Annotated in this window: 14 protein-coding genes; 4 read left to right on the top strand and 10 right to left on the bottom strand. The window is 69.9% G+C overall.

Annotated features, from left to right (window positions below; translation table 11 throughout):
- Nucleotides 1-34: 34 nt before the first annotated feature.
- Nucleotides 35-3,205: a TonB-dependent receptor gene (locus ACO2Q0_RS16350; RefSeq protein ID WP_423352583.1), complete on the top strand. Its 3,171-nt coding sequence runs from the start codon at nt 35-37 to the stop codon at nt 3,203-3,205.
- Nucleotides 3,205-4,923, top strand: coding sequence for a gamma-glutamyltransferase (gene ggt, locus ACO2Q0_RS16345; protein ID WP_423352582.1), 1,719 nt, complete (start codon nt 3,205-3,207; stop codon nt 4,921-4,923). Before ACO2Q0_RS16350 ends, ggt begins: the two co-directional genes overlap by 1 nt.
- An 18-nt stretch (nt 4,924-4,941) precedes the next feature.
- Here ggt and ACO2Q0_RS16340 read toward each other — a convergent pair whose 3' ends face one another.
- The 7 genes from ACO2Q0_RS16340 to ACO2Q0_RS16310 form a co-directional block, all read right to left on the bottom strand.
- Complete coding sequence (locus ACO2Q0_RS16340) at nt 4,942-5,394, bottom strand: CHRD domain-containing protein (protein ID WP_423352581.1); 453 nt, start codon at nt 5,392-5,394, stop codon at nt 4,942-4,944.
- 116 nt (nt 5,395-5,510) lie between these two features.
- On the bottom strand, nt 5,511-6,788 hold the full coding sequence (locus tag ACO2Q0_RS16335) for a cytochrome P450 (protein ID WP_423352580.1): 1,278 nt from the start codon (nt 6,786-6,788) through the stop codon (nt 5,511-5,513).
- 130 nt (nt 6,789-6,918) lie between these two features.
- Nucleotides 6,919-7,830, bottom strand: coding sequence for an SMP-30/gluconolactonase/LRE family protein (locus ACO2Q0_RS16330; RefSeq protein WP_423352579.1), 912 nt, complete (start codon nt 7,828-7,830; stop codon nt 6,919-6,921).
- A 94-nt stretch (nt 7,831-7,924) separates the two neighbouring features.
- Nucleotides 7,925-8,443, bottom strand: a complete 519-nt coding sequence (locus ACO2Q0_RS16325; RefSeq protein ID WP_423352578.1) for a dihydrofolate reductase — start codon at nt 8,441-8,443, stop codon at nt 7,925-7,927.
- Between the two features lie 32 nt (nt 8,444-8,475).
- A complete protein-coding gene (locus ACO2Q0_RS16320; protein ID WP_423352577.1) occupies nt 8,476-10,110 on the bottom strand; it encodes an amidohydrolase family protein in 1,635 nt (544 codons plus the stop codon).
- A gap of 66 nt (nt 10,111-10,176) precedes the next feature.
- A complete protein-coding gene (locus ACO2Q0_RS16315; protein WP_423352576.1) occupies nt 10,177-10,491 on the bottom strand; it encodes a phosphoribosyl-ATP pyrophosphohydrolase in 315 nt (104 codons plus the stop codon).
- A gap of 2 nt (nt 10,492-10,493) precedes the next feature.
- Nucleotides 10,494-11,354 (bottom strand): thymidylate synthase, encoded by an 861-nt coding sequence (locus ACO2Q0_RS16310; RefSeq protein ID WP_423352575.1) that lies wholly within the window; start codon nt 11,352-11,354, stop codon nt 10,494-10,496.
- A gap of 159 nt (nt 11,355-11,513) precedes the next feature.
- On the opposite strand from ACO2Q0_RS16310, the gene ACO2Q0_RS16305 reads away from it, so the two are divergent.
- Complete coding sequence (locus tag ACO2Q0_RS16305; RefSeq protein ID WP_423352574.1) at nt 11,514-11,747, top strand: hypothetical protein; 234 nt, start codon at nt 11,514-11,516, stop codon at nt 11,745-11,747.
- Between the two features lie 13 nt (nt 11,748-11,760).
- Here the strand turns inward: ACO2Q0_RS16305 and ACO2Q0_RS16300 are convergent, their stop codons facing one another.
- Complete coding sequence (locus ACO2Q0_RS16300; protein WP_423352573.1) at nt 11,761-12,303, bottom strand: DUF924 family protein; 543 nt, start codon at nt 12,301-12,303, stop codon at nt 11,761-11,763.
- A 146-nt stretch (nt 12,304-12,449) separates the two neighbouring features.
- Here ACO2Q0_RS16300 and ACO2Q0_RS16295 point away from each other — a divergent pair, with 146 nt between their 5' ends.
- Nucleotides 12,450-13,523: an RcnB family protein gene (locus ACO2Q0_RS16295; RefSeq protein ID WP_423352572.1), complete on the top strand. Its 1,074-nt coding sequence runs from the start codon at nt 12,450-12,452 to the stop codon at nt 13,521-13,523.
- Here ACO2Q0_RS16295 and ACO2Q0_RS16290 read toward each other — a convergent pair whose 3' ends face one another.
- Entirely contained in the window at nt 13,524-13,994 is a 471-nt protein-coding gene (locus tag ACO2Q0_RS16290; protein ID WP_423352571.1) for a 5' nucleotidase, NT5C type, read from the bottom strand.
- 16 nt (nt 13,995-14,010) lie between these two features.
- Nucleotides 14,011-14,490 (bottom strand): Fur family transcriptional regulator, encoded by a 480-nt coding sequence (locus ACO2Q0_RS16285; protein WP_423352570.1) that lies wholly within the window; start codon nt 14,488-14,490, stop codon nt 14,011-14,013.
- Nucleotides 14,491-14,564: the final 74 nt, after the last annotated feature.

The following is a 14,564-nucleotide window of genomic DNA, read 5'->3' as shown; positions in this document are numbered from 1 at the left end:
TTCAGCTGACGACCACGGGGCCGGGGAGAGCGGAATGCGGATCGGGATCAAGGTTTTGGCGCTGGCGAGCGCAGCGGCGGCGGCCTATGCGGCGCCGGCCTGGGCTCAGGCCGGGCGCGCGTCTTTCGACATTCCGGCGCAAGGGCTGGGCGCGGCGCTCCGGCAGTTCGCCATCCAGTCGGGACGGGAAGTGCTGTTCGATCCGGCGCTCGTGGCCGGCCGGCAGGCGCCCGGGCTGAAGGGCGAGCTGGAAGTGTCGACGGCGCTGGATCGGCTGCTCCAGGGCTCGGGCCTCAGAGCTCAGAACGCCGGCCGCACCCTGGTGATCTCGCCGGCGCCGCAGCGGATCTCCGCGCCGGTCGCCCGCGTCGCTGCGCCCGCCGCGGCCGAGGACGCGCTGCCGGCGGCGGCCGTCGACGAGATCGTCGTGGTGGGCAGCAAGATCGCCGGGGCGGACCTGACGGGCGCCCTGCCGGTGTCGGTGGTCGACCAGGCGCAGATCCAGGCGCAGGGCGTGGCCAGCACCGGCGAACTCGTCGGTCGCCTTCCGCAGAGCGGTGCGCAGGCCTTCAACAGCGGCGTGCAGGGGCCGAACAACGCCCGCGGCGACGTGGCCTCGGCCAACCTGCGGGGCCTGGGCTCGGGCAACACCCTCGTCCTGCTCGACGGCCGGCGGATGGTGCTGCACCCCACCAGCCAGCAGGAGGGCGGCGTCGTCCCGGTGCAGATCGTCAACCTGAACGCTCTGCCGTCGTCGGCGCTCCGGCGGGTCGAAGTGCTGCGCGACGGCGCGAGCGCGCTGTACGGTTCGGACGCGACGGCCGGGGTGCTGAATTTCGTGGTCGACCGCGAGTTCGAGGGCGCGCTGGTGACCGCCCGCTACGGCGCATCCGAAGGCACGAACTTTGAGGAGCAGGACGTCTCGTTCAAGGTCGGTGCGCGGCTGAACGGCGGGCGGACCCACGTGGCTGTGTTCGGTCAGATCTTCCACAACTCCGACATGCCGGGCGCCGACCGCGACTATGCGGCCACCGACGATCTGAGCGGCCGGGTCGAAAGCCAGTACGCGGGCTTCTTCAACCGCACCCAGAGCCAGTCGCCCTGGGCCACCGCGCGCGTGGCGACCCCGATCACCGGCCTCGGGGCGAGCTTCACGACCTTCTTCGTGCAGCCCTGCGGCTTCACCGGATCGCGGGCGCAGACCGCGACGCCGGGCGTCTGCCTCTCCGGCGGCTCGTCCACACTGCCGTCGGCCTTGCGGACCGACGAAGCGCCGGTGCGCACGATGATCCCGCGCACGACCCGCGGCAGCGTCATGGGCGTGTTCGACCACGAGCTGACGGATGATGTGACGCTGTTCGGGGACCTGCTCTACTATCGCGCCAGCGCCTATGCCGAACGCGGCGGGAGCACGCTGCTGACCGACGCGCCGCTCGTGGTGTCGCGCAACAATCTCTACAACCCGTTCGGCTCGGGGCCGGGTCGGCTGCCCGGCTACACCGGCCCGGCCCAGGACGTGACCCTGGTCGGCTACAACGTGCTCGACGTCGGCAATCGCAGCTTCGACGTCGACAATCACCAGTACCGCGGCGTGCTGGGTCTTAAGGGACGGGTGGCCGACTGGCGCTGGGAGACCTCTGGGGTCTGGAGCCGGGCCAAGACCATCGACACGGAGCACAACCGGGTCAGCAACACGGCCCTGCAGGCGGCGCTGTCGAGCGCCGACCCCGCCACCGCCTACAATCCGTTCAACGGCGGCGATCCGGCCAATCCGCGGTTCGGCGACGCGACGTTCAACTCGCCCGCCGTCGTGGACAGGCTGCGGATCGACGTCACCCGCCGGAGCGTGACCAAGCTCGGCGTGCTGAGCGCCGAGGTCTCCAATCCGGCGGCCCTGACCCTGGCGGGGCGCGAGATCGGCGTCGCCTCGGGCGTCGAGTGGCGGTACGAGAGCTACGACGACTACCGTGATCCGCGGGTCAACGGCACGATCAACTACGTCACGCCTTCCGGCGCTCGGACCAGCGACGTGGTGGGAACGAGCCCCACGTTCGATACCCATGGGGACCGCGACGTCTTCTCGGCGTACGCGGAACTGCGCTCGCTGCTGGTGCGGCCGGAGGACGGCGTGCCGCTCATGCGGAGCTTCGAGGTGCAGGCGGCGGCCCGGTACGAACGCTACTCCGACACCGGCGACGAGGTTCTGAAGCCGAAGGTGGCGGCCAGCTGGGGCGTGACCGACTTCCTGAAGCTGCGGGCCTCCTACTCCGAGGCGTTCCGCGCGCCGAACCTGGAGCAGATCAACGCCTCGCCGGCCGTGCGGGTGCAGCAGAACCAGACCGACCTCTACCGCTGCGCGCTCGCCCAGGGCGCGACGACCATCGCCGCCATCAACCGCAGCGCCTGCGCCGGCTTCCGCGGCGATGTCTCCGAGGCGCGCTCGGGGAACGACCGCCTGAAGGCGGAGGACAGCAAGACGGTGAGCGTCGGCCTGGTGCTGACGCCGCTGCGCAACCTCACGCTCACCGCCGACTGGTGGCGGATCAAGCAGAAGGGGCTGGTCGGCGTCCTTTCGACCCAGGACCAGATCAACCTGGACGCCATCGGCCGTCTGGAAGGCGGCGGACCCAACCCGCTCGTCACGCGGAACGCCGCCGGCCAGGTGGCGAACGTCCAGGCGATCTTCCAGAACCTCAACGCCCGGACCGTCGAGGCCGCCGACTTCGGCGTCAGCTACCTCGTGCCCACCGACGGCTTCGGCGATTTCCGCTTGAACGCCGAGATGTCGGTGTTCGGGAAGTTCTATCAGAGCCCGTCGCCCGAAGCGGCGGCCCTGGTGGCGGCAGGCCTGTCCACGGCCGCCGGCGGCTCGCAGATCGGCCTGAACGGCAATCCGCGGACGCGGGCGTCGGCCACCGTGATCTGGACAGGCGGCCCCTGGCAGGCGACCGCCAGTGGCGTCCACCTCTCGCGAATCTATGACACCAGCGCGCTGAACTTCCCGGTGTCCTCGTGGACGACCTTCAACGCCTCGGTCCGCTACGCGGCCCAGGAGGGGCGGCTCGAAGGCGCGTCGGTTCGGGTCGGCGTGAACAACCTGACGGACGAGGCGCCGCCGCTCGCGAACCAGCTCTTCGGCTTCTACACCAGCCTGTACAATCCGCGCGGGCGCTTCTGGTACCTCGAAGTCTCGAAGGCGTTCTGATGTTCGGCAAGCGCCTGCGGTCCTTCGCCGGGACCGTGCTGGCGGCGGCTCTGGCCTTCGGCGGCGCGGCTTCGGCCGCTCCGCCGGCGAAGCCCCGCTTCGACTACATCCTCGACTATCCGTCGATCCACCATCCGGTGATCGCGCGCCGCGGGATGGTGGTCAGCCAGAACGCCGTGGCCTCCCGCGTCGGCGCCGACATCCTGGCCCGCGGCGGCAACGCCGTGGACGCCGCGGTCGCCACGGGCCTCGCGCTCTCCGTCACGCTGCCGCAGGCGGGCAATCTCGGCGGCGGCGGTTTCGCCTTGATCTACGTGGCCCGCGAACGCCGCACCGTGGCGCTCGACTACTACCCGCAGGCGCCGGGCGGCACGACCGCCGACCTGCTGCGCGGAGCGGACGGCAAGCTCGATCCCGACAAGCGCTATTCGCACCTGGGCGTCGGCGTCCCGGGCACGGTGCTGGGCCTCAGCGAGATGCACCGGCGCTACGGCCGGCTGCCCTGGCGCACGGTCGCCCAGCCTGCCGTCGACCTTGCCGCGCGAGGCATTCGCGTGACGGACGAACTGGTCTACGGGCTCGACCTCCAGCGGGAGGGCCTCTCGTTGGACGCGCCCACCCGCAGGAGCCTCTTCAAGTCCGATGGCTCTGGCTACCGGCCCGGCGAGACGCTGAGGCAGCCCGACCTCGCCTGGTCGCTGGGCCAGGTGCGCGACCGGGGCGCCGAGGCCTTCTATGGCGGAGAACTGGGTCGGCGCGTGGTCGCCGGCGTGCAGGCGGGCGGCGGCGTCATGACCATGGCGGACCTGAAGGCCTACCGCGTGCGCTGGTCCGACCCCGTGGGCTGCGACTACCGGGGCGTGCAGATCGCCTATGCGCCGCCGCCGTCCGCCGGCGTCCTGCTGTGCGAGCTGATGAACATCCTCGAGCGGTTCCCGATCGCCGAGTACGGCCAGAACAGCACCGAGGCCCTGCATGTGACCGCCGAGGCGATGAAGCTGGTCTTCGCTGATCGGGCGCGCTTCATGGGCGGCTATCCCCAGTACGCTCCGCCCGTCGCCGGCCTCACCAGCAAGGCCTATGCGGCCGAGCGGGCGAAGGCGATCGATCCGCAGAAGGCCATGCCGGCTCAGGCGATGCCGGGCGACCCGCTGCTGTTCGAAAGCCGCGACACCACCCACTTCACGGTCGCCGACGCCGACGGAAACGTCGTGACCAACACCTACACCCTGGGCTCCTCCTATGGGGCGCACGTGATGGCGCCCGGCACCGGGTTCTTCCTCAACGACGCCATGGCCAACTTCAACTGGAGCAGCGACGAGCCGGCGAACCAGCCGGCGCCCGGCAAGCGAGTGGTGACGACGATCACGCCGGTGATCGCATTCCGGGACGGCAGGCCCTGGCTGGCGTCGGGATCGCCCGGCGGCACCCGGATCATCTCGGCGATGGCGCAGCTTCTGATGAACGTGGTCGACCACAAGCTGAACGTCGCCGAGGCCACCGCCAGGCCCCGGATCTTCCAGGCCGCGAGCGACACGCCGGTGGAGTTCGAGCCGGGGTTCCCGCCGGACATGCTGCGGCTGATGGAGGCGCGCGGCCACAAGACCCGCGGGTCGCTGACCATGGGCTCGACGCAGTCGATCCTGATGGAGGCGGGCGTCTTCTACGGAGGTTCCGACAGCCGCCGACCCGACGCCCTCGCCGTCGGGGTCGACTGAGATCGCGCGCCGTCGCGTCTACTTGCCGAGTTGGCCGCGCACGGCGCCGGCCGGGAACTCGGCGTTGTGGACGTTCACGTAGTACATGGCCGGGTTCTGGAGGATGTCCTTCACGACCGCGGCGTCCGCCGTGGCGCAATCCTTGACCTTGCCGTCCGCGGCCGGCGCCTTCAGCGGGACGACCGGCGGGCCGGCGGCGTCGGGGCCGCCCTTGTGGATGTGGGCCGCCGTCGCGACGGCGATCTTCTCGACCGCCAGCTCATAGCAGACCTGGTTCTGGCCGACGTTGACGCGGAAGCTGGCGTGACCCTGGCCGTCGGGATCTCCGGCCTTCGGCTTCTCGGCGGCGCCGGTCAGATGCGCCGACAGCGGACGCCCGCCCTCGACTTCCTGGGCGTAGGCGGCGATGGCGAACAGGCCGACGGCGGTGGCGACCAGGACGGCCGGGGCGTAGCGGATCACTTGCGACATGGGCGTCTCCCCTGAAGGGTTTCGCCCCACCCCGAACTTGAGCGGCCGAACTGAAGCCCAGACGACAGCCTGCGTCAATCGCAGGTCATGCTCCCGGTCGGCCGCCGCTCCGGCCGCTAGTTGCGGGTCGGGATCACCACGGGCAGGTGCTCGTAGCCCTTCACGAACGAGGAGTAGACCCGCTTGGGCGGACCCACGACCTCGATCCTCGGGAACCGCGCCAGGATCTCTTCCCAGATGATCTTGAGCTGGAGCTCGGCCAGGCGGTTGCCCACGCAGCGGTGGATGCCGAAGCCGAACGACAGATGCTGGCGCACCCGCGGCCGCTCGATCCAGTAGTCGTTCGGCCGCTCGATGACCTCGTCATCACGGTTGCCGGACACGTACCACATGGCGACCTTGTCGCCCGCCTTGATGGTCTTGCCGTTCAGTTCGGTGTCCTGCAGCGCGGTGCGGCGCATGTAGGCCAGCGGCGTTTGCCAGCGGATGGTCTCGGAGACCATGTTGGGGATCATGCCGGGATCGGCGCGCAGGATCCGGTCCTGGTCGGGGTTCTGGTGCAGGGCCAGCACCGAGCCGGAGATGGTGTTCCGCGTGGTGTCGTTGCCGCCGACGATCAGCAGGATCAGGTTCCCCAGGTATTCCATGCGGTCCATGTTCCGCGTGGACTCGCCGTGGGCGAGCATGGAGATGAGGTCGGGTTGCGGCGGAGCGTTCACCCGCTCGTTCCAGAGCCGCATGAAGTAGTCGACGCATTCGAACAGCGTCTGGCGGCGGCGTTCCTCATGCTCGTCGGGATCGGTGGTGCCGAGGATGCCGCTCTCCGGAGCCGAGGTGGCGACGTCCGACCAGTGAGTCAGCTTGCGGCGATCCTCCCAGGGGAAGTCGAACAGCGTCGCCAGGGTCATGGTGGTCAGCTCGATCGACACCTTGTCGACCCAGTCGATCTCCTCGCCGATCGGCAGGTCGTCGAGGATCTTGCCCGCCCGCTCACGGATGATCGGCTCGAGATAGGCCAGGTGGTTCGGGGCCACGATCGGCTGGACCGTCTTGCGCTGCACGTCGTGCTTCGGCTGGTCCATGGCGATGAACATCGGCAGCCGGAAGTCGTCGGCGGGGTCGGGCAGGACGATGGTCGGCTCGGACGAGAAGACGCCGTGGTTCGTGTCCACGGCCATGATGTCGTTGTACTTGGTCACCGACCAGTAGCCGCCGACGTCCTCGTAGGGCGACACCGACCAGTGGACCGGGTCTTCCTTCCGCAGGCGCTCGAAGTAGGGCCACATGGTGTCGGTGCGGAAGAGCTCCGGATCGCCCGGATTGATCTCTTCCAGGGGCATCGAGTAGGCCGCGTCGCGCGCCGCGCGCTGCAGGTCGATCGAGGCGTCGTCCATGGGGGTCCTCCTGCTCGCGCGGGTCATGGCTCGGCGCCCGCGGCTTCCGCTGAGTGAACGATGATCCCGAACGCCCGAGGAGTCAACGAAACATGACGCGGGCGTCAACTTCGACGGGCCGGGGAAGCGGCTAGGCGATGAAGTTCAGCTTCAGGCCAGGCCGCGGCCACGTCGCCTTGAACAACCGACCCGTGGAGGAGGCCGTGATCCAGGCGGTGCACATGTCCGGGCCGCCGAAGCAGATGTTGGTCACCACGAGGTCGGGGAAGGCGAAGTGCTCGGTCGAGCCTGACGGGTCGAAGACCGTGATCCCGCCGTTGATGATCGTCGCCACGCAGACCTTGCCTGACGCCTCGACGGCCAGGCTGTCCAGAAGCTGGTAGCCCGGCAGGTTCGCGACCACGCGGCCGGCCCCGAAGGCGGGACCCTTGGCCAGCTCGCCTGGCGAGGCCACGTCCAGGGCCCACAGGCGGCCAACCATGGTGTCGGCCAGGTAGACGACGGTCTCGTCGGGCGAGAGGCCGATCCCGTTCGGCGAGATCAGATGGTCGCGCTGCCGTGTGATGGAGGAGCCGTCCGCCTTCGCATAGTAGACGGCGCCGAACTTGCGGCCGTCCTCGGTGGAGCAGCCGTGATCGCTGAACCAGAAGCCGCCCGACTTGTCGAAGACGATGTCGTTGGGGCCGACCAGGCGCTTGCCGTCGCAAGTCTCATAGATGGTTTCCAGCTTGCCGGTCTTCAGATCGAAGCGCTGGATCATGCCGCCGGTGTGCGTCGGCGGCGTGGGGCCCGGGATGGTCAGGCCGTCCCGCTCGAGCCAGACGAACGAGCCGCCGTTGTTGGTGATCCAGATCGCCCCGTCGGGCCCGATGGCGGCCCCGTTCGGCCCGCCGCCGGTCTCGACCACGGTCTCCTTCGTGCCGTCGGGCGTGATCCGCGTCAGGCGCTGGCCCTTGATCTCGGTCAGGATCACCGAACCATCGGCCATGGCGATCGGGCCTTCCGGGAACTCCAGCCCTTCGGCGACCAGTTCGACGTCCATCCTCGTCCTCCCAGGTTTTGCCGGACTATAGCCACAGCGGGGCCGGGGAGGTGAAGCCGGAACCGGCGGCCGGCCCTTCGCGGAGACGTCCGCGTCAGAGGCGCTCGAGAACCCGCCAGGTGAAGGGGAAGTCGTCGTCGGGCCCCGCCGGATGGTCCTCGCGAGAGACTTCGCGCCACAGGGTCTCGTCGATGGGCGAAAGGGCGACGTCGCCGACCACCTCGGCATCGACCTCGGTGACGTAGAGGCGGGTCGCCTTCTTCAGCGCCAGCTCGAAGAGCGAGGCGCCGCCGATGATGCAGACCTCGCCGACGCCGTCCTCGGCCGCCTGCTCGCGGGCGATCTGGACCGCCTCCGAGAAGTCCTCGACCACCAGCGCGCCGGGCGCCTGGTAGCTCTGGTCGCGGGTGAGCACGATGTTCGTGCGGCCGGGCAGCGGCTTCTTCGGCAGGCTCTCCCAGGTCTTTCGGCCCATGATCACAGGCTTGCCAAGAGTCGTGCGCTTGAAGAGGGCCAGGTCCGACTTCAGCCGCCAGGGCAAGGCGCCGTCCTTGCCAATCACGCCATTGCGGGCGCGGGCGATGGGGCCGGCGGCGAGGATGATCTGCGACATAGTTCCGGTTTAGCGCGACACCGTCGGGCGCGTCACCGGGCCTGTGCGCGCTCGGCCTTCTGCCGGTCGACCATGGCCTTGACGTCGGCCAGCAGGGCGCGGGCGTCGTAGGCCACGCCGCGAACGACGGTCCAGCGGACCCCGCCCACCGTCTCGATGCGGTTGTCGGCGGAAAGCCGCTGATGGCCCGTGCCGTACAGCGTCTTCAGATTGGCCAGCGGGTTCTCGGGCACGATGACCAGGTCCGCGCTCATGCCCGGCCGCACGATGCCGAAGGTGACGGGCGCCTTCTTCGGCGCGGCCAGGGTGCGGGCGCCGTTGCTGGTCGCCGCCTGGATCACCTCCAGCGGCGTGAAACCCGCCTCCTGCAGGAGCTCCAGCTCCTCGATGTAGCCGAAGCCGTACAGCTTCCAGATGAAGCCTGAGTCCGAGCCGGTGGTCACCCGCCCGCCCATGTTCTTGTAGTCGTTCACCAGCCGCATGAAGCGGCCGTAGAAGTTCCGCCAGGCCACCTCGTTGCCGGTGGTCCAGTCGTAGAAATAGCTGCCGTGGTTGTCCCGGGTGGAGACGAAGAAGTCGTTCAGGCTGGGCAGGGTGTAGGTCTGGTGCCAGTCGGCGTTCTTCGCCCGCATCAGGTCGCGGGAGGCGGCATAGATGGTCATCGTAGGATCGAAGGTGACGCCCGCCGCCTTCTGGGCCTCGAGGTAGCCTACCCAGGCGTCCGAGCCCGGCTCCACCTCGTCCCAGATCTCGGCCGCTTCGCCAAAACGCTTGGCCTCGTCGTAGAAGTTGTAGTCGGCCGGGTACTTCTGCAGCCGCCCCTCCTTCAGCATCGACTCGAAGTGGCCGTAGAAGTGGGTGACGGTTCCCAGGCCCGCCTCGCCGTACTGGCGCGCGTTCAGCGAGGCGACGCCCGGCTGGGCGATGTGGGCCACGGTGCCCAGGCCCTGCTTCCTGGCCTCATCCAGCGCCGCGGTGATCACCTCCGGCGTCTCGTCGTTCCAGCCGAAGAACTTGATGCCGTCGACGCCGTTCTTCGACGCCCATTGCACCCACGCCCGCGCCTTGGCAGGCCCGTCGATGCGGCCGCCCGACCAGCCGGAGCCCAGGGTCTGGTAATTGTAGATGCGAGGCGCGACGATCTCGCCGCGCGCGCTGCGGGCCTTCTCCGAGACGGCGATGTCGTGGGGCGCGAGGCTGACGCCGCGCACCGTGGTGACGCCGTGCGCCAGCCACAGCTTGTAGGCGTATTCCAGGTCGGGCGACTTCTTCGGGTCGCCGCCGTGGACGTGCATGTCGACGAAGCCGGGCAGGGCGTACATGCCGGTAGCGTCGATCTCGTGGACCGCATCGCGCGGCGGCCGCTCGCCTTTCAGCGGCAGGCCGGGCCAGCCGGCCTGGACCACGTCGGTGATCGTGTCGCCCTCAATGACGATGTCGACCGGGCCCCGCGGCGGCGCGCCGGTGCCGTCGATCAGCGTCACGCCGCGGATGACCATCTTGCGATAGGGGCCGAACCCCTCGCCCGGACGTCGGGCGGGCGCGGGGTTCATCGCGGGCTTCGCCGCCGGCGCGCCCGCCGCCGTCTGGCCAGCTGCCGACGGCGCGGCGCCCGTCAGCGCGACCGCCATCGCCGCAGCGCCCAGCCGCGTCATCCAAGCCTGCATGCAGATCCCCCAAATCAGCCGCCGCCGATCCTAAGCGCGCCGGCGCACGGGCGCCAGGAAGCAGAGCTAGTGCGCGGCCGGCTCGAGCCACCTCAGCCATTTGGCCTTAACCGCCGCGTCCGGATCGATGCCGAACCGGCGGCAGTAGAGCAGCAGGAAGCAGAGCACGTCGGCGGCTTCGTCGGCGCGGTCCTGTTCCGTGGCCTCGCCGCGGCTGCGGGACGACAGGCGCAGGTGCGCCTGGGCGAGTTCGCCGAGCTCCTCCTGGAGCTTGAGCAGGAACCAGTCGTCGTCGCGCTGGACGCCGTACTTGGCGGCGTAGATGTCAGCGATCTTCTCGGCGGCGTCCGTGACCTCGTCCAGGGTCAGACGCGGCGCCATGGCTAGACGGCGATCGGCGCCGGGATCGAGGCGTGCGCCTGGTAGCCCTCGAGCTTGAAGTCCTCGTAGTCGAAGCCGAACAGGTCGGTCTTCGGCGCGATCGTCAGGCGGGGCAGGGGCAGCGGCTCGCGGGTGAGCTGCAGCCGGGCCTGATCCAGGTGGTTCATGTAGAGGTGGGCGTCGCCCAGGGTGTGGACGAACTCGCCGGGCTCGTAGCCGGCGACCTGAGCCATCATCAGGGTCAGCAGGGCGTAGCTCGCGATGTTGAACGGCACGCCCAGGAAGACGTCGGCCGAGCGCTGGTAGAGCTGGCAGGACAGGCGCTTCACACCGTCCTTGTCCGGCGCGACGAAGAACTGGAACAGGCAGTGGCAGGGCGGCAGGGCCATGTCCTCGACCTCGGCCGGGTTCCAGGCCGAGACGATGTGGCGGCGGCTGTCGGGATTGGTCTTCAGGCTCTGCACGACGGCGGCGATCTGGTCGATCACGCGGCCGTCGGGCGCGGCCCACGAGCGCCATTGCTTGCCATAGACGGGGCCGAGCTCGCCTTCCGCATCGGCCCATTCGTTCCAGATCGAGACCCCGCGCTCCTGCAGCCAGCGCACGTTGGTGTCGCCGCGCAGGAACCACAGCAGCTCCAGGATGATCGACTTGCGGTGCAGCTTCTTGGTCGTGAGGAGCGGGAAACCCTTCGTCAGGTCGAAGCGCATCTGCCGGCCGAACACGCCAAGGGTGCCCGTGCCCGTGCGGTCGCCGCGCTGGGCGCCGTTGGCCAGGATGTCGGCGAGCAGGTCCAGGTACTGCCGTTCCGGGTGGTCGGCGGCGGCCTGGTAGCGGTCGGCGATGGAGACGGGCGCGTTCATGGCAGATCGAAGTTCGCGCACGAAATGATTCGCGAACAGGCGATTCAAGGCGGGCGTCCACAGGCCGCGGGCGACTGTCCCCACATTACCAACTCACAACTTGGCGTAGCGGAGATCTTTGGGTAAGGGCGGCGGTCCAGTTTTTACGAAGGTATCCGTATGATCGTCTCCGCCCTGGCCGCCCTGGCCCTCTTCGCCGCCCAGGAAGCCGCCCCGGCCGCCGCGCCCGCTGCGGACGCCAGCCCGGCTGCGGCCGCCGCGCCGAAGAAGGTCTGCAAGAAGCAGCCGGAAGTTTCGGGCTCACGCCTCGCCAAGAAGGTCTGCGTCACCGAGAAGCCGAAGGCCGAGGCCGCGCCGGCCGAGACGAAGAGCGCCGAGAAGCCCGCCGCCTGAGGCGTCCGCCGGCTCAGCCGGCGAAGCCGCCCTCGTCCAGGAATTGCTGTTCCTCCGGCGTCGTGACCCGGCCCAGCGCCGGGTTGCGGTGCGGGAAGCGCCCGAAGCGGACGATGATGTCCCGGTGGATCTCGGCCCACTTCAGGGTTTCGGGATCGCCCAGCTCGCGGGCCAGTGCGACGGACCGCTCCTGGTCGGCCGGGTCCTCGGAATGCTCGAACGGCAGCAGGAAGAACTGGCCGAACGGCGCCTCGCACGAGAGATGCCAGCCGTTCGCCACGGCCGCCCTGGCGATCTGGCGGGCCTTGCCGTCGGTGGCGAAGGCGTGGCCCGAGCCGCGGTAGAGGTTGCGGGGGAACTGGTCGAGCAGGATCAGCAGGGCCAGCGCCCCTTCGGCCGTCTCGGACCAGGCGTCGTACTCGCCGCGCGCCGCGGCGTGGTGGGTGGGCTCGAACTTCAGCCGGATCGCCTCGTCGAAGGCCGTGCTGCGGGCGTACCATTTGGACGGCCCCGCATTGCGCCAGAAGCCGATGATGTCGTGCGGCGTCGCGACCAAGCTGTGTATCTCCACTCTGATCCGAACCGGGACAGTTGGGCGGCTGCGCCGCTTCGTTCAAGCGCGGTTCAGCCTGCGTACCGCTAGCTGGCGTTCGAGAGGGAAGCCAGCGGCCTGCCGTTTGCAGGTCGGCGCGAGTGATCACCATGAAGACGAAGACGATGACGGCGATCGCCGTCCTGATGCTGGCGGCGGCGGCCATGCCGGCCGCGGCGCAGGAGCGGGGCGAGGGCGGCCGCCACCGCGGCGGCGAGGGCCGGGCGGAATCCCGTTCCGAGTTCCGCCAGGAGCGCGTCCAGCAGCGCCAGGAACGGATGCAGCAGCGGATGGACCGCGTGCAGGAGCGCGCCCGCGCTGCGGAAGCGAGGCCGGCGCCCCAGGCTGGCGAAGCGGCCCGTGCGCCCGAGGCTGCGCCGGCGCCCCGCGCCCGCCGCGCCGGGGGCGACGGCCAGGACATGTGGCGCAGCGACCGCCAGCGGGGCGACCCGCGCGGCGGGCCCGACATGCGCCGGCCCGGCCGATGGACCGACAACGACGGCGACGACCGGACGAACCTGTCGCCCGCCGATCGCGCCGACCGGGAAGACCGCGACGAGGCCCGCGACGCGCGTCGCTGGAACGGCGGCAATGTCCAGTGGGACGGCCGCCAGATTCGCGATGGGCGGCCGGACGGCCGCCGCGACGGCGACCGCAGCTGGGATCGCGAGGGCCGCCGGGATGGCGACCGCCGCTGGGACGGTGATCGCCGCGACGGGGATCGCGACGGCCGCCGGGATGGCGACCGCCGCTGGGACGGTGATCGCCGCGACGGGGATCGGGGTGATCGCCGCGACCGCGACGGCGACCGCCGCAGCTGGGATGGCCGTTGGAGCCGTGACGATCGCGACCGCTGGGACCGCAACGACCGCGACCGCGACCGTCGCCGCGGAGACCGGCCTTACTGGAGCCAGGGCCGCTATCCGTTCAGCTACCACAGCGCCCGCCGCTACCGCGGGCCCGCGTGGATCGCCCCGTCGGGCTTCTACTTCCGGACCTGGTCGATGGGCGACTACCTGCCCTACGGCTGGTACGGCCCCAGCTACCGCCTGAACGACTGGTGGTCGTATGGCCTGCCCTGGCCGCCCCCGGGCTACGACTGGGTCCGCAATGGGCCCGACGTGCTGCTGGTCGACCGCTTCTCCGGCCGCATCGTCCAGGTGGTCCGGATGGTGTTCTGGTAACTAGAGGTAACCAAGCGCCCGGAGCTCTGCGATCGAGCTCCGGGCGTTCTTGTGATGCACGAACTTGCCGCCGGCCGCCTCCCAGAGGTGGCGGTGCTTGTCGCGGTCGTCGACCAGCACGTCGCCCGGGTGGCAGTGCTCGCGCTTCAGGGCGGCCATGGTGGTGATGACGGGCACGCCAGGGAACCAGCGCTCGGCCCATCGGCGCTTCTGCGGCTCTGCCCAGTTCCCGCGCGGAAGACCGGTGAGGATGATCGGGTCCCGCTCCTTCACCGCCTCGTAGAGCTCGAAGGCGTCGGGCATCGGCTCGAGGTTTTCGAAGAAGTCGGGCGCCGTCGCGAGCCGCTTCCAGAAGAGGCCGGGATTGTAGCGCTTCTCGAAGACCCGAGGGGGCATGCCGAGGATGGCCTCGGCCCCCTTGTCGAAGTCGGCGAGCACGCCGTCGCAGTCGAGGTAGATCTGTTTCCGCATCAGGCGGCAGGAACGCTCAGTGCTCCCGGCAGGCTCCGCAGAGGCCGCGCGCCTCGAGCGTAACCGAGCGCACGGCGTAGCCCGCCCGGGCTGCGGCCTCGAGCTGCGGGCCGAAGTCGGGGTCGAACTCCTGGGCCGCGCCGCAGCAGTCGCAGATCAGGAAGGCGGCGGCATGCCCGCCTTCGATCCGGCAGGGGACGTAGGCGTTCAGGCTCTCGATCCGGTGGGCGAAACCCAGCCGCTCCAGGAATTCGAGTGCGCGATAGACGGTGGGCGGCTTGGCCGGCTCGCCCGTCTCGCCGAATGCCGCGATCAGATCGTAGGCCTTCAGCGGTCCGTCCGAGGCCAGCAGCAGCTCCAGCACCCGCCGCCGCGGCGGCGTCAGCCGCTCCTGGGTCTCGGCGCAGCGCGCCTCGGCGGCGCCCAAGGCTTGCCGCAGCGCCGCGCCCTTCAGCGCGTCATGGCTGTCGTGGTGATGCTCGCAGTGGTGCGACATGGCTCTTCAGCTAACCCGGTTCCGGCGGCGCGGCAACGGCTTGACGACCCGTTATGTTATTTCATAACACTAAA

The organism is Phenylobacterium sp. VNQ135, from assembly GCF_049445735.1.
Lineage (GTDB): Bacteria > Pseudomonadota > Alphaproteobacteria > Caulobacterales > Caulobacteraceae > Phenylobacterium.
Note: the sequence above shows the minus strand (reverse complement) of the source record. Positions and strands in the feature narration are given on the sequence as shown.

What these genes read in the sequence shown, in the direction of transcription:
- ACO2Q0_RS16350 (WP_423352583.1), top strand. Translation starts at nt 35, where the DNA reads ATGCGGATCGGGATCAAGGTTTTGGCGCTGGCGAGCGCAGCGGCGGCG.
- ggt (WP_423352582.1), top strand. Translation starts at nt 3,205, where the DNA reads ATGTTCGGCAAGCGCCTGCGGTCCTTCGCCGGGACCGTGCTGGCGGCG.
- ACO2Q0_RS16340 (WP_423352581.1), bottom strand. Translation starts at nt 5,394, where the DNA reads ATGTCGCAAGTGATCCGCTACGCCCCGGCCGTCCTGGTCGCCACCGCC.
- ACO2Q0_RS16335 (WP_423352580.1), bottom strand. Translation starts at nt 6,788, where the DNA reads ATGGACGACGCCTCGATCGACCTGCAGCGCGCGGCGCGCGACGCGGCC.
- ACO2Q0_RS16330 (WP_423352579.1), bottom strand. Translation starts at nt 7,830, where the DNA reads ATGGACGTCGAACTGGTCGCCGAAGGGCTGGAGTTCCCGGAAGGCCCG.
- ACO2Q0_RS16325 (WP_423352578.1), bottom strand. Translation starts at nt 8,443, where the DNA reads ATGTCGCAGATCATCCTCGCCGCCGGCCCCATCGCCCGCGCCCGCAAT.
- ACO2Q0_RS16320 (WP_423352577.1), bottom strand. Translation starts at nt 10,110, where the DNA reads ATGCAGGCTTGGATGACGCGGCTGGGCGCTGCGGCGATGGCGGTCGCG.
- ACO2Q0_RS16315 (WP_423352576.1), bottom strand. Translation starts at nt 10,491, where the DNA reads ATGGCGCCGCGTCTGACCCTGGACGAGGTCACGGACGCCGCCGAGAAG.
- ACO2Q0_RS16310 (WP_423352575.1), bottom strand. Translation starts at nt 11,354, where the DNA reads ATGAACGCGCCCGTCTCCATCGCCGACCGCTACCAGGCCGCCGCCGAC.
- ACO2Q0_RS16305 (WP_423352574.1), top strand. Translation starts at nt 11,514, where the DNA reads ATGATCGTCTCCGCCCTGGCCGCCCTGGCCCTCTTCGCCGCCCAGGAA.
- ACO2Q0_RS16295 (WP_423352572.1), top strand. Translation starts at nt 12,450, where the DNA reads ATGAAGACGAAGACGATGACGGCGATCGCCGTCCTGATGCTGGCGGCG.
- ACO2Q0_RS16290 (WP_423352571.1), bottom strand. Translation starts at nt 13,994, where the DNA reads ATGCGGAAACAGATCTACCTCGACTGCGACGGCGTGCTCGCCGACTTC.
- ACO2Q0_RS16285 (WP_423352570.1), bottom strand. Translation starts at nt 14,490, where the DNA reads ATGTCGCACCACTGCGAGCATCACCACGACAGCCATGACGCGCTGAAG.